Consider the following 12,977-nt stretch of genomic DNA (forward strand, 5'->3'; position numbering starts at 1 on the left):
GCCGCGCTTGTGCTACGTTTCCCCGATGCCCGGGATTTACCTCGATCACAACGCCACCAGCCCGCTCGGACTCGAAGCGCGCGAAGCGATGCTGCGCGCCCTGGACGACGCTTCCTGGAACGCGTCGAGCCCTCACGCCCCCGGGCGGGCGGCGCGCCGTGTCGTCGACGCGGCCCGCGAGGAGGTGGCCCGGCTCATCGGCGCCTCGCCCGAGGACATCGTTCTGACCTCCGGCGGGACGGAGTCGAACAACCTGGCGATCTACGGCGGCGCGGCTCTGTGCGCGGCGTCGGCGCGGCGCGTGGTGACCTCGGCCATCGAGCATCCCTCCGTGCTGGGCCCGTTCGAGGATCTGGAGCGGCGCGGGCTGGAGGTGACGCGCGTGCGGCCGACGCGCGACGGCGTCGTCGAGACCCGAACCATTCTGGAAACGGCTTCGGAGGGGACGGCGCTCGTGTCGCTGATGCTGGCGAACAACGAGATCGGAACCGTCCAGCCGGTCGCTGAAATCGGGAACCTCCTGGCGGGTCGCGGCATCCTGGTGCACACCGACGCTTCGCAGGCCGCGGGCAAGATGCCGATCGACGTGCGGGAGCTCCGCGTGGACATGCTGACGCTCGCCGGCCACAAGTTCGGGGCGCCCCAGGGGATCGGAGCCCTGTACGTCCGCCGCGGCCTGGCCTTGCGACCGCACCTGCGGGGCGGAGGGCAGGAGCTCAACCGCAGGCCGGGCACGGAAAACGTGCCGGCGATCGCGGGCCTGGGGGCGGCCGCCGGGGCCGCGCGGAGGACCCTGGCGGATCGGCGCGCCCGGATCGCGGAGCTGCGCGATCTCATCGAACGCGAAGTGCTCCGCCGGGTCCCCGGGTCGAGCGTCAACGGAGGCGCTTCGCCGCGGGTACCGAACACCTCGAGTCTGGCGTTCGAGGGGGTCGCGGCCGAGGCGCTGGTCTTCGCGCTCGACCTCGAGGGGATCGCCGTCTCCTCCGGGGCAGCCTGCTCCGCCGGAACGATCAGGAAGTCGCACGTGCTCCTGGCGATGGGGCTCGCGGAGGAGGCGGGCGCGTCCATCCGCGTCAGCCTCGGTCCGGCGAACACCCGGGAGGAGATCGCGACGTTCGTCGAAACCCTGGAGCGGCTGGTCGAGCGGGTCCGAAAGGCGGCGGCCCGGGGGGCCGTGCGGAGCCGGGGATGATCGTCAGCTGCAGCGGCTGCTCGAGGCGCTACAACTTCGACCTCGCCAAGCTCGGGGGGCGACCGTCGGCCCGGCTGCGCTGCCCGCACTGCTCGACGACCATCACGGTGGCCGCGGCGGATCCGGGCGATCAGACGACCCGTCTCGATCACGATGCCAACCTGCTCTCGAAGAGCAGCAAGGTCCCGCAGGGCGACCTGTCGATGCCGGGGGACAAGCGTCTGTCGCTCGCGGTCCTCCAGGGGAAGGACAGCGGCCGCATCTTCCTGGTGGAGAAGCCGAGGGTGATCCTCGGACGGGGTGACGCCGACGTCGTGCTCAACGACACCGAGGTGTCGCGGCAGCACGCCGCCATCGAGGTGCACTCGGGGAGGGTCGTCCTCAAGGATCTCGGCAGCACCAACGGCACCTTCGTCAACGACGTGAAGGTCTCGCAGACCGAGATCGACAATCGAGCGGAGTTCCGCGTGGGCGGGACCCGGCTGATGCTCATCATGACGGACACGACGACCGAGCTGGAGAGCCTCGAGTGAGCGCACGCGCCGCGGAGCGAACGGTGGTCGCCATGAGCGGCGGCGTGGATTCCTCCGTGGCGGCGCTCCTGCTGAAGGAGGCGGGCGAGGAGGTCGTGGGTCTGTCGATGCAGCTCTACGACCGGAGTCGCGATGGACGGCCCGTCTATGGTCGGTGCTGCTCGCCGCGCGATCTGCAGGACGCGCGGACCGTCGCCGATCGCCTGGGAATCCCGTACTACGTGCTCAATCTGGAGGAGGAGTTCCGCACCGAAGTCATCGGCAATTTTCTGTCCGAATACCGGAGCGGAAGGACGCCGGTTCCCTGCGTCCAGTGCAACAGCGGTCCCAAGTTCCGCCACCTCGCGGCGAGGGCCGCCGCTCTCGGCTCGGCCACCGTGGCGACGGGGCACTACGCCCGCACCGGGCGCGATTCCGGGAGCGGCCGCCGCCAGCTCATGAAGGCGGTCGACCCGGATCGGGACCAGTCCTACTTCCTCTTCGATCTCGATCAGGAGCAGCTCGGGATGGCGGTCTTCCCCCTGGGGGGGATGAGCAAGTCGGAGGTCAGGGCGATCGCCTCCCGGCGCGGGCTTCCGAACGCCGACAAACCGGACAGCCAGGACATCTGCTTCGTGCCGGACGGAGATTACCGGGAGTTCGTGCGCCGGGAATCGGGTGACACGGGCCTCCCGGGCGACATCGTGGACTCGAGCGGCCGGGTCCTCGGGCGGCACGCGGGTCTCGGGTCCTACACCGTGGGTCAGCGCCGCGGCCTCGGGCTCGTCTCCAGCGGGCCGCTCTATGTGATCGCGCTGGAGCCGGAGTCCAACCGCGTCGTCGTCGGCGGCGACGAGGAGCAGTACCGCCTGACCCTGATTGCCGAGCGCATGAACTGGGTGTCGATCGAGGAGCCGGGCGGGTCCATCGGCGCCCTCGCCCGCATCCGATCGACCCACAAGGGAGCCGACGTCACGGTCGAGCCGCTGCCGGAGAGGTGCGCGCGCATGACCTTCCGGGATCCGCAGCGGGCCATCACTCCCGGACAGGCGGTCGTCCTCTACCGCGACGACCTCGTCCTGGGTGGCGGGTTCATCCGTGCCGCGCTCTGAGCGCCGCAGTCTCGTTGACACCGTGAGAGAGCCGGTGCTAGATTCGACGCGCCAGGGGCGGGCATAGCTCAGCTGGTAGAGTACGAGCTTCCCAAGCTCGGTGTCGCGGGTTCGATTCCCGCTGCCCGCTCCAGGATTTTCCCGCCCCGCATGCCGGGGGCCTCTTCATCATCGAGGACTCGACCCATGCTGTTCCGCAAACGCACCCGCACCGGAATCGAGCCCGAACGAGGGCCGGTGCCACTCGATGTCCCGGGACTTCCCGGGGGCGGCCGCACGGTGATCGGCCGGCACACGCGGGTGGTGGGCCGGCTGTCCGGTGACGGGCCGGTCGTCGTGCACGGGGACGTCAAGGGCACGATCGCGATCCGCGGCGGCCTGAGCGTGAGGGGGGGCGGGCGGATCGAGGCCGACGTACAGGCGCAGAGCGTCGACCTGGCGGGGGAAGCGCACGGGCGGATGAGCGTCTCGACACGCGTCAGTCTTTCCGCGACCGGGGCGTTCGAGGGAGAGATGGACACGCCTATCCTCGATGTCACCCAGGGTTCCACCGTCCGCGGCCGCGCCCGGGTGGCGGGGCTTTCGTCGAGAGCCCGTCCATCATCACATTGACGCTCGCCTGATCCCTTGACAGGCAGGCGACCCGTTGACGCTTTTTTGCCGTCGGGTTGACGATTTGTGTCACCTTTCTGACGGGTCGACCCGCGCGCGCCCGCTTTCGTCCCAGTCCACCGCACATTCCACGACGATCAGGAGGTGTCGGCGCGCTGGCACACGCCTTGCTCGTCCCTTGCACGACAGCGGACTGGGGAGGGCAGCGTGTGAAGGAAAAGATCCTGATCGTGGACGACGACGAGGGGGTGCGGCAGGTCCTCGGGCAGTCTCTCCTGGAGGCCGGGTACCGGATCTCTTCGGCGGAGTCGGGGGAGAAAGCGGCCGCGTCCGTGCGCGAGGAGACGTTCGACCTGGTTATCCTCGACATGGTCCTGCCGCGCGTCGACGGCATGGAGGTCTTGAAGGAGATCACGGCTCTGCGGCCGGAGATGCCGGTCGTGATGATCACCGGATATGCCTCGGTGGAGACGGCGATCAAGGCGATGAAAATGGGTGCGGTCGACTACATCGTGAAGCCCTTCCGCATGGAGGAGGTTCACCTCGTCGTCGGCAAGGTGCTGGAGCGCAGTCACCTGCGACGTGAGAACGTCTACTTGAGAAGGCAGCTGGAGACGACCTACGGTGTTCACAACATCATCGGGCAGAGCCCGGTGATGCGCCGGATCTTCTCTCTCATCGAGCAGGTGGCCTCCAGCCGCAGCACGGTGCTGATCACGGGCGCCAGCGGGACCGGCAAGGAGCTGGTGGCTCGGGCCCTGCACTTCAACGGCGACCGCCGCAATCGACCGTTCGTTTCGGTGAACTGCGGAGGCATCCCGGACACGCTGCTCGAGGACGAGCTGTTCGGCCACGTCAAGGGAGCGTTCACCGACGCGGTCGCCGATCGACCGGGCCGGTTCGAGGCGGCGGACACCGGCACGCTCTTCCTGGACGAGATCGGCAACATGAGCATGAGTCTCCAGATCAAGCTGCTGCGCGTGCTCCAGGAGAGAGAGTTCCTGCCCCTCGGCGGCACCCGGAAGATCCAGGTGGACGTGCGCATCATCGCGGCGACCAACGTCAACCTCAAGACGATGATGGAAGAGGGGAAGTTCCGCGAGGACCTCTACTATCGTCTGAACGTGATCCACATCCAGCTTCCCTCGCTGCGCGAGCGGCGCGAGGACGTTCCTCTCCTGATCCAGCACTTCCTCGCCAAGTATTGCCACGACATGAACGTGCCCGCCAAGCGCTTCACGCCGGAAGCCATGAAGGCCCTGGCGGACTTCTCCTGGCCGGGGAACGTGCGGCAGCTGGAGAACGTCATCGAGCGGGCGGTGGCCCTGTCCTTCGGCAAGCTCGAGCTGGGCCCCGAAGACCTGCCGCGGGACATCCTGGACGAAGGACTCGTGGAAATGCCGGTCCTGCACGTCGGCGGGGACGGCTTCTCGCTGGACGAGGTCCTCGCCAACTACGAGCAGCGGATGCTGTACCAGGCCCTCGAGCACGCCGGCTGGGTGAAGACGCGGGCTGCAGAGCTGTTGAAGATCAAGCGAACGACGCTGATCGAGAAGATGAAGCGTCTCGGGATTCCGCTCAGGGGGGCGGCCGAACGCGGTCCGGCGGCGCCCGCCCCGGGCGGGCCGCAGACGGGCGAGCCGGCCTCGGACCCGGGCGCGCAGAACTGAGACGGCGCGCTCTGGAACCGATCCCCCGACGGACGAGCCGCCCGGCGCGCCGCCGGGCCGACCGGATTCTTGATCGCACCGACGGGACTATGGTATCGTCCGGCCGTAATCCGCGACCCGTGCGGTTGTTCCCGGAAGTGTTCCTCTCCCGACGCATGCCTAGTCTCGACGGGCCCACGATGCGGCGACCGATGTCCCGGGTTCTGATGGTCGACGACGCCGGCCTGTTCAGGATGCTCGAAGCGTCGTTCCTGCGGCGCCTGGGATGCGAGATCCTGCGCGCTCACGACGGTTCGGACATCATCCGCAAGGCGACGGACGTCGAGCCCAGCCTCATTCTCCTCGATTCGCAGAAACCGGATCTGGACGGCCCGGGATGCGTGCGCGCGCTCAAGTCGGATCCGTCCCTTCGCGCCATCCCGGTCCTGGTCGTGAGCGGCAGGGACGATGTGAAGGCGTGCTGCGAGGCCGGGGCGGACCTCACCCTGACGCGTCCGCTCGAGCCCGGGGCGCTGGAGCTGGCGTTGTCGTCCCTGGGGCGGCTGGCGCACCGCGAAGGTCTGAGGCGGACCGCCCGGGGATGGGTCCAGATCGCCGGGCCGTCCGGTCCGAGACGGGCCCGCCTGAAAGACATCAGCCGCACCGGTCTGTTCCTTGCCCTGCCCGAGCCTCTCTCGATGGACGAGCGGATCGGTGTGTCGCTGCGGGTGCCGGGACCCGAGGGTCAGCGGCGCGTCCGCGCGCAGGGAGTGGTGGTGCGCCAGGTGTCACGGGATCCCGACTCGCACCTCATCCCGGGGGTGGGCGTGCGCTTCGTCGAGATCGATCCGGGTGACCAGAGCCACATCGATCGGTACGCGAACGAAGCGACCGTCGAGGGGGAGTCGTCCTCCGGGCCGGAGTCCGGTGAACGCGGGCGATCCTGAGTCGAGAGCGGAGAGCCGATGCCGCAGACCGTGATGGTGGTGGATGACGACGCCGACATCCTGGACGTGACGCGACTGGCGCTCGAGGGGGGCGGCTACAGTGTCCTGCCGACCCGCTCGGGGCCCGAGGCCCTGCGGACGCTCGAGCAGTCCCGCCCCGACCTGATCCTCCTGGACATCAATATGCCGGACATGGACGGATGGCAGGTGCTGCGCATGCTGAAAGTGGACGAGAGGATGTCCTCCATTCCGGTGGCGATGTTCTCGATCAAGATGGAAGTGCGCGACCGGCTCCACGGCCTCCAGGAGGGAGCGTTCGACTACATCACCAAGCCCTTCTCGCCGGAGGATCTGCTGCGGCGCGTCCGGCGCATCTTCGATTCGCTCGAGACAAGGGTGCAGGCGTGAAGCCGGGGATCGATCCCGGGACTGCGCGCCTGGCCGACGAGACGCGGCGCCTGCGGACCGGTTTCCTGCGGCTCAAGAGCGCCTTGTTCGACCCGGTCACCAGCCTGTATTCCTACAACCTCCACCTCGACCAGCTGGAAATGCACTGCGCCGGCCGGCGCCTGGGGGTGATCGTGGTCGAGTTCCCGGCGTTCGGCGCCCTGGAGCAGATGTACGGCTGGGAGGTCGGAGACCGCTTCCTGACGGGCGTGGCGGCGCAGCTGAAATCGCTCAAGGGACGACTCTATCCGGAGAGCACGCTCGTCTCCCTCGACGGCGTGTACGGCAACACGTTCACTCTGTTCCTCAGGGAAGGACGGGGGGGCCGGGAGGTGGGGGTCCCGGACCTGGCCGAGGCCTGCGCCCTCCTCACCGTCCACCTCGAAGGCCGACTGGCCGACGCGACCTGGGCCCCGACCCCGCCGGCCATCGATTGCTCGGTCGGGTACTCCCTGGTCTACCCGAACCCGTCCGCACGATTCGAGCGGATGGTCCACCAGGGGATCCGCGAGGCGCGCGGCATGACGCTGCGCGACGCGGATCGGGTCCAGGTCCGGCGGGCCGCGGAGCTGCGGACCATCATGGACGAAGGGCTCCTCACGACGCATTACCAGCCGATCGTAGACATGGATCTCGGGACGATCATGGGTTACGAGGCTCTCACGCGCGGCCCGGAGAACACCGCCTTCGCGGTTCCCAAGGCCTTGTTCACCGCGTCGGAGGCCAGCCGCCTGTCGGGCGAACTGGATGCTCTGTGCCGTCGGAAGGCGTTGCTCGGCGCCCGCGGCTTCGATCCGGACAAGAAGCTGTTCCTGAACTCCCTGCCCGAGACGCTGGGGACACCGGGCTTGATCGAGAGGAATCTGGCGGCGGCGCTCGAGGAGGTGGCCCTTCGGCCGCACAACCTGGTGCTGGAGATCACGGAACGCACCGCCATCGAGGACTTCGAGGCGTTCGGGCGCGAGCTGGATCGTCTGCGCAGGATCGGCTTTCTGGTCGCCATCGACGACGTCGGGACCGGCTACTCGTCGCTGCAGACGATCTCCGAGGTCCCGGCGGACTTCCTGAAGATCGACATCTCTCTCATCAAGAACATCCACCAGAGCCTGATCAAGCAGGACCTGGTGCATTCGCTGCTCCAGGTCGCGTCCCGGACACGCACGCGGGTCATCGCCGAGGGGATCGAAACCGCGGAAGAGCACCAGGCTCTGCGGGCGTGCGGAGTGCGCTACGGGCAGGGGTTCTATTTCGCCCGCCCGGCGCCGGCCTTTCCGGTGCTCGCGCGGGACGGGAAGGGTTCGGCCTAGGAGAGTCATGGGGATGTCGTACGAGGTTGCGAGGAACGTCCTGGCGGCGATCGCCACCGTGTCGGGAGTCGTGGCCCTGGCGCTCGCGGTCGTCACAGTGCACCTCCTGCGCCGGTCGGTCCGCCGGGTCAAGGAGCACCTGGAAGAGTTGCGGCGTCATCCACTGGTCGGCGTCCTGCCCGCCGAGACCGAGCCGGAGCTGCGTCCCCTCACCTCCGAATTGAACCATCTGCTGGCGGACCTGCGGGCTCGTCTGCACGAGACCGAGAAACGCTCGGCCGACATCGAGGGATTCGCGGCCGGACCGCCCGATCTCGCACTGATCGGAACGGACGCCGACTGGGGCGTCACCTTCTTCAGCCGGGGCGCGGTGTCTCTCCTGGGCTGGCCGCCGGAGGAGGTCGCGGGGCGGCACGTCGAGGCGCTGTTCTCCGAGGGGGAATGGGACCGCGTCCTGCCGAAGCTCGCGCGGCGCTCCCTGCGCGAGGCCGGGTTCTCCGAGACCGTCCGTTTGCAACGCCGGGACAGAAGCGTCCTCACAGCGCAGGTTTCGATCGCAACTGCGGCCGGAGATGGTTCGTCGATGCTCCTGGCGGCGCGCGATCTCACCTCCGAACAGGAGCTGCACGCTCGTCTGCGCGAATCGGAGGAGCGCTACCGCAACCTGGTCGAAGGAATGGGCGACGGCGTCTTCATTCTCCAGGACGACCGGATCGTGTACGCCAACGCCGCCCTGGCGCGGATGGCCGGGACAGAGCGCGAGGCGCTCCGTGACTCGTCCCTGGCGCGGCTGGTCCACTCCCACGATCTTCTCCGCGTTCTCGAGGTCCTGCGCCAGGCCCGCTCGGGGATGGAATCGGCGGGGGAGGTGCGCTGCCTCCTCTCGTCCCGCGGATCGCGGACTCTCGAGGTGCGGCTCGCCTGGGCGCGCACCGAGTTCCAGGGGCGTGCGGCGCTCGTGGGCACGGTGACCGACGTCAGCGACTGGGCACGGTTCGAGCGGGCCCTGGCCGGGAGCCAGGCGCGCCTGCAGGCTACGCTGGAGTCGAACGGCGACGGCATCCTGGTGCTGGAGACCCAGGGCGACGAGCTCCGGGTCACCCTGGCCAACCGCGCCTTCTGCGATCTCTGGGGGGTCGCCGCGGGCGATCTCATCGGCCGGTCGGTCCGGGAAATCGTCGAGCGGCTCGGAGCCCGCACGGATGCCCCTGCACTGGAGACGTTCCTGCGCGAGGCGCAGACGGGGGACGAGGCGCACCTCGACGCGCTGGAAACCAAGGATCCGCGCGCGGTCGTCGACCTGGTGGCGGGTCGCATCGTGGGAACGGCCGATCTCCCGCCGGGCCTGATCGTGACGGCGCGGGACGTCACCCGGCGGGTCGAGGGCGAGAAGGAGCTGCGCAGAACCATCGAGGAGCTGTCCAGGGCCAAGGCCGAGATCGAGACCGCCCACCGCGGGCTGGCGTCAGCGCAGAAGAACCTGGCGGAGAGCAACGCGCAGCTCATGACGCTGAACGCCGAGCTCAGGTCGTTGGACGAGATGAAGTCCGGCCTCCTGGCGAACGTCTCGCACGAGCTGCACACTCCCCTCGTGTCGATCAAGGGATACACCGAGATGATCCTGAAGCGGCGTCTCGGTCCGCTGACGCCGGAGCAGGAGCGCGGACTGGGCGTGGCGCTCAAGAACATCGACAGATTGATTGAGATGATCGACAACCTCCTGTCGTTTTCGCGCATCGAGAAGGGGGACACGCAACTGCATCTGGAGGATGTCCCGCTCTGGCAGATCGTCGACGAAGCGATCGAGATGGTGGGCGAGCGCATGCGCAAGAAAAACCTCTCGGTCACGACGGAGTACGAGACCGATGAGCTCGTGGTGCGCGGCGACCGCGTGAAAATCGGGCAGGTCCTGGTCAATCTTCTGACCAACGCGGTCAAGTTCAACACGGAGGGAGGACGGATCACCCTCACCGCGCGCAAGGGGGGGGGCGGGTTCCTCGAAGTGGACGTCGCCGATACCGGTGTCGGCATTCCGCAGGACGCGCTCGAGAAAATCTTCGAGCGCTTCTACCAGGTCGATTCGACGCCGCGCCGGAAGTACGAGGGGACCGGAATCGGGCTCTCCATCGTGCGCGACATCCTTCGTCTCCACGGATGCACGATCAGGGTCACGAGCCAGGTCGGACACGGATCGGTGTTCACCTTCACATTGCCGCTCTCGCGCGATCAGCAGGCCTCGGCGTCACGACAGGCTCCCGGCCGGGGCAAGAGCCAGGACACCAGGACCCCCTGAACGCTCACGGTCGAAAGCGGAATTCGCGCTGCCGCGCGACCTCGTAGAGGAGTGACGCCGCGGCGGCATGGACGTTCAGTGACTCGACGCCCTGGGCCATGGGAATGCGCACCCGGCGCCGGGCGGCGCGAAGCAGATCGTCGGGCAGGCCGGCCGCCTCGCTTCCCAGCAGGAGGACGGTCGGGAGGCTCAGATCGACTTCACTCGGCGTATCCCGGCCCCCGCGGTCGGCCGCGATCAGCTGAAACCCTGCCGGCCCCAGGAGATCGAGGAAGGGGCGCACCCCGGCGGTGGCGATGGGGAGGGAGAACTGCGCCCCCATCCCCGCCCGCACGGCGCGACTTCCGAAGGGGTCCGAGCAACCGGGAAGCACGATCAGGCCGGAGGCGCCGAGAGCACGGCTGCTCCGCACGATCGAGCCGACATTCCCGGGATCCTGCACGCCATGCAGCGCCACGACGAGCGAGGTCCCCGGACGGATGAGCGCCTCCGGTCCCAGAACGGGACGCGTGCACAGAAGGAGAACGCCCTGATCGCCGCTTCCTTCGGCGATCGACTCCAGGACCCGTGACGTGGTGCGCACCATCGGCGCGTCGGTCCCGCCCAGCCCGCGTACAAGCTCCCGCCCTTCCTCCGACTCCGGAAGGGCCGGGGTCATGAAGATCTGCCTGAGCGGGGCCCGGGTCCGCAGCGCCTCCTGGGCGAGGTGCAGTCCCCAGGCGACGAACGTGCGCTCACGCTCCCTCCGATCCCGGTCGCGCTCCAGGGCGCGGGCACGCTTCACAGCCGGATTCTGCGGGCTGTCGATCGCGCGCTCGCGCGGCGCGCGCGTCAATGCCCCGGCCCGCCCGCCCGAGGGCCTGAGTCGGGAGCGAACGGATCGGATAGAATCAGGCCCACACTGCGCACAGGTTGGAGGTGGTGTCGGTGACTGAGGTCCAGAACGTCGATCCGCAGCACCCCTCCTCGGTCATCATCGGCCGCGCCGCCGAGCTTCTGCGCGCCTCGAAACTCGTCGTCTACCCGACCGAGACGTTCTACGGCCTGGCCGCCGATCCGCGGAACCCCGCGGCGGTCGAGAGGATCTTCGCGTCCAAGGGGCGGCCGGACCGCATGGCGCTCCCGCTGATCGCCGGGACCCGCGCCGCGGTGCAGCTGTGCGTCCGCGAATTTTCCGAGACCGCCGAGCGTCTGGCCGCGGCATTCTGGCCGGGCGCCCTGACCCTGGTCATGCCCGCGTCGCCGGCCCTGCCACCGCGCCTTCTGGGGGGTGGTTCGACCGTGGGGATCCGCATCTCCTCGCACCCGGTGGCGTCGGCGCTGGCCGCGGCCTTCGGCGCCCCGATTGTCGCGACCAGCGCCAACCGCTCGGGACAACCGGCCCCCATGACCGCTCTGGAGGTCCAGGAGACGCTCCGGAGCGAGGTGGCGCTGATTTTGGATGGCGGCCCCACGCTCGGCGGCCTGGCCTCGACAGTCCTCGATCTCACGGCCGATCCACCCCGCGTGGTCCGCTCCGGCGCCGTCCCCCTCAGCGCCGTCGAACAGGTCCTCGGCCGCCGACTCGGCTAGGAGGCCGGCCGCCGCGGCGGGTGAGAGGGGCGAAGGCCTCACGCGACCTGCGGCTCTCACTGGGGTGCGCGTCCGAACACGATCGTGCCCAGGACGACCGGTCGCGAGGCGCCGGTGACGGAGGGCAGGTTGTTCGGCGCGCCGTGGATCGCCTCGTTGGCCAGAAGGGCGAAGGCGACCGCCTCCTTGGCGGCGGCCGGCAGGCCGTATTCGTCGCTCTCCTTGATGGAGAGCTCCGGGATGGCGTTCCGCAGCTGCTCCATCATGTAGACATTGCGCGCCCCGCCCCCGGACACGATCGCTTCCTCGTACACGTTGTGCGGCATGATGTGGCGGCGGCAGGCGAAGGCGATCGACTCGGCGGTGAAGCGGGTGGCTGTGGCGATCAGATCGTGGGGTGGCAGCGCGCTGTTCTCCTTCAGGATGCTTTCCAGGAAGGGGCGGCCGAACTCCTCGCGTCCGCAGGCCTTGGGCGGCGGGGTGAGCAGGTAGGGGTGATCGAGAAGGCGCGCGAGGAGCTCGTCGGCGACCTTCCCCTTTCTCCCGTAGCGCCCGCCGTGATCGAAGGCCTCCCGCCCGCCGGTCATGTGCGAGACCAGCCCGTCGATCACCATGTTGCCCGGACCCGTGTCGAACCCCAGAACGCGATCGCGGGGCGTATTGGCCGGAATGGCCGTGACGCTGGCCACCCCGCCGATGTTGATCACCAGCCGTCCCCGGGATCGGTTGTGGAACAGGAGAAAATCCACGAAGGACACGAGGGGCGAGCCCTGTCCGCCCGCGGCCAGATCGCGCGCGCGGAAGTTCGCCACCGTCGTGATGCCGGTCCGCTCCGCGATGACCGCCGGCTCGCCGATCTGGAGACTGGAGCGTACGGTGATCCCGGTGATGGTCACGGGCGCCGGAAGGTTCTGCACCGTCTGCCCGTGCGAGCCAATCAGATCGATCGACTGAGGATCGAGACCGGCGCGCTCCGCGACATGCGCGACCGCCCGCGCGAACAACTCTCCGAGAAGGACGTTCAGACGGCAGAGCGAGGCTGTGTCGCCGCTCCCGGGTTCGGAGCAGCGCAGGATCAAATCGCGGACCTTCACCGAATAGTGCAGCGTTTCGTGCCGCAGGAGGCGCCACGAGAGGCCCTCGCCGCTGCCGCGGAGGCGCACCAGTGCCGCATCGACACCATCGGCCGAGGTCCCGGACATGACGCCGACGACCAGCTTCTCCGGCTTCGCTGCGAGCGCGGCAATCACCCGTCCACACCTCGGAAATTCTAGGAAGATTGGAACTTAGAGCCCGGACCCTCGAGATATGCCGGGAGATATTAGCGGAAT

General features: G+C 68.7%; 12 protein-coding genes and 1 tRNA gene. 11 read left to right on the forward strand and 2 right to left on the reverse strand.

The window, feature by feature from the left end; all coding sequences use genetic code 11:
- Positions 1-7 precede the first annotated feature (7 nt).
- The 10 genes from VEW47_13545 to VEW47_13590 all read left to right on the forward strand — a co-directional run bounded on the left by VEW47_13545 (position 8) and on the right by VEW47_13590 (position 10,074).
- Positions 8-1,195 carry a cysteine desulfurase family protein gene (locus tag VEW47_13545; GenBank protein ID HYS06207.1) on the forward strand — a complete coding sequence of 396 codons (1,188 nt, stop codon included), beginning with the start codon at positions 8-10 and terminating at the stop codon, positions 1,193-1,195.
- On the forward strand, positions 1,192-1,728 hold the full coding sequence (locus VEW47_13550) for an FHA domain-containing protein (GenBank protein ID HYS06208.1): 537 nt from the start codon (positions 1,192-1,194) through the stop codon (positions 1,726-1,728). The genes VEW47_13545 and VEW47_13550 overlap by 4 nt, the downstream gene beginning before the upstream one ends.
- On the forward strand, positions 1,725-2,819 hold the full coding sequence (gene mnmA, locus VEW47_13555) for a tRNA 2-thiouridine(34) synthase MnmA (protein ID HYS06209.1): 1,095 nt from the start codon (positions 1,725-1,727) through the stop codon (positions 2,817-2,819). The genes VEW47_13550 and mnmA overlap by 4 nt, the downstream gene beginning before the upstream one ends.
- Positions 2,820-2,876: 57 nt before the next feature.
- A tRNA-Gly gene (locus VEW47_13560) sits at positions 2,877-2,952 on the forward strand.
- 104 nt (positions 2,953-3,056) lie between these two features.
- Entirely contained in the window at positions 3,057-3,431 is a 375-nt protein-coding gene (locus tag VEW47_13565) for a polymer-forming cytoskeletal protein (GenBank protein ID HYS06210.1), read from the forward strand.
- Between the two features lie 209 nt (positions 3,432-3,640).
- Positions 3,641-5,101, forward strand: a complete 1,461-nt coding sequence (locus VEW47_13570; protein ID HYS06211.1) for a sigma-54 dependent transcriptional regulator — start codon at positions 3,641-3,643, stop codon at positions 5,099-5,101.
- Positions 5,102-5,292: 191 nt separating this feature from the next.
- Positions 5,293-6,027 (forward strand): response regulator, encoded by a 735-nt coding sequence (locus tag VEW47_13575; protein HYS06212.1) that lies wholly within the window; start codon positions 5,293-5,295, stop codon positions 6,025-6,027.
- 18 nt (positions 6,028-6,045) lie between these two features.
- The gene (locus VEW47_13580) at positions 6,046-6,435 is read left to right on the forward strand and encodes a response regulator (GenBank protein ID HYS06213.1); all 390 of its coding nucleotides are present in this window, start codon (positions 6,046-6,048) and stop codon (positions 6,433-6,435) included.
- Positions 6,432-7,781: a bifunctional diguanylate cyclase/phosphodiesterase gene (locus VEW47_13585; GenBank protein ID HYS06214.1), complete on the forward strand. Its 1,350-nt coding sequence runs from the start codon at positions 6,432-6,434 to the stop codon at positions 7,779-7,781. Before VEW47_13580 ends, VEW47_13585 begins: the two co-directional genes overlap by 4 nt.
- Positions 7,782-7,794: 13 nt before the next feature.
- The gene (locus tag VEW47_13590; protein ID HYS06215.1) at positions 7,795-10,074 is read left to right on the forward strand and encodes a PAS domain-containing sensor histidine kinase; all 2,280 of its coding nucleotides are present in this window, start codon (positions 7,795-7,797) and stop codon (positions 10,072-10,074) included.
- Between the two features lie 4 nt (positions 10,075-10,078).
- On the opposite strand, the gene VEW47_13595 is transcribed toward VEW47_13590, so the two are convergent.
- On the reverse strand, positions 10,079-10,858 hold the full coding sequence (locus VEW47_13595) for an RNA methyltransferase (GenBank protein HYS06216.1): 780 nt from the start codon (positions 10,856-10,858) through the stop codon (positions 10,079-10,081).
- 143 nt (positions 10,859-11,001) lie between these two features.
- Here VEW47_13595 and VEW47_13600 point away from each other — a divergent pair, with 143 nt between their 5' ends.
- Complete coding sequence (locus tag VEW47_13600; protein HYS06217.1) at positions 11,002-11,646, forward strand: L-threonylcarbamoyladenylate synthase; 645 nt, start codon at positions 11,002-11,004, stop codon at positions 11,644-11,646.
- Between the two features lie 56 nt (positions 11,647-11,702).
- On the opposite strand, the gene VEW47_13605 is transcribed toward VEW47_13600, so the two are convergent.
- Positions 11,703-12,896, reverse strand: coding sequence for an anhydro-N-acetylmuramic acid kinase (locus VEW47_13605; GenBank protein ID HYS06218.1), 1,194 nt, complete (start codon positions 12,894-12,896; stop codon positions 11,703-11,705).
- Positions 12,897-12,977 lie beyond the last annotated feature (81 nt).

This window comes from Candidatus Dormiibacterota bacterium, assembly GCA_035635555.1.
Lineage (GTDB): Bacteria > Acidobacteriota > Polarisedimenticolia > Gp22-AA2 > Gp22-AA2 > Gp22-AA3.

Bases quoted from the DNA above. Each gene is read 5' to 3' on its own strand.
- VEW47_13575 (HYS06212.1), top strand. From the start codon at position 5,293: ATGTCCCGGGTTCTGATGGTCGACGACGCCGGCCTGTTCAGGATGCTC.
- VEW47_13590 (HYS06215.1), top strand. From the start codon at position 7,795: ATGTCGTACGAGGTTGCGAGGAACGTCCTGGCGGCGATCGCCACCGTG.
- VEW47_13580 (HYS06213.1), top strand. From the start codon at position 6,046: ATGCCGCAGACCGTGATGGTGGTGGATGACGACGCCGACATCCTGGAC.
- VEW47_13550 (HYS06208.1), top strand. From the start codon at position 1,192: ATGATCGTCAGCTGCAGCGGCTGCTCGAGGCGCTACAACTTCGACCTC.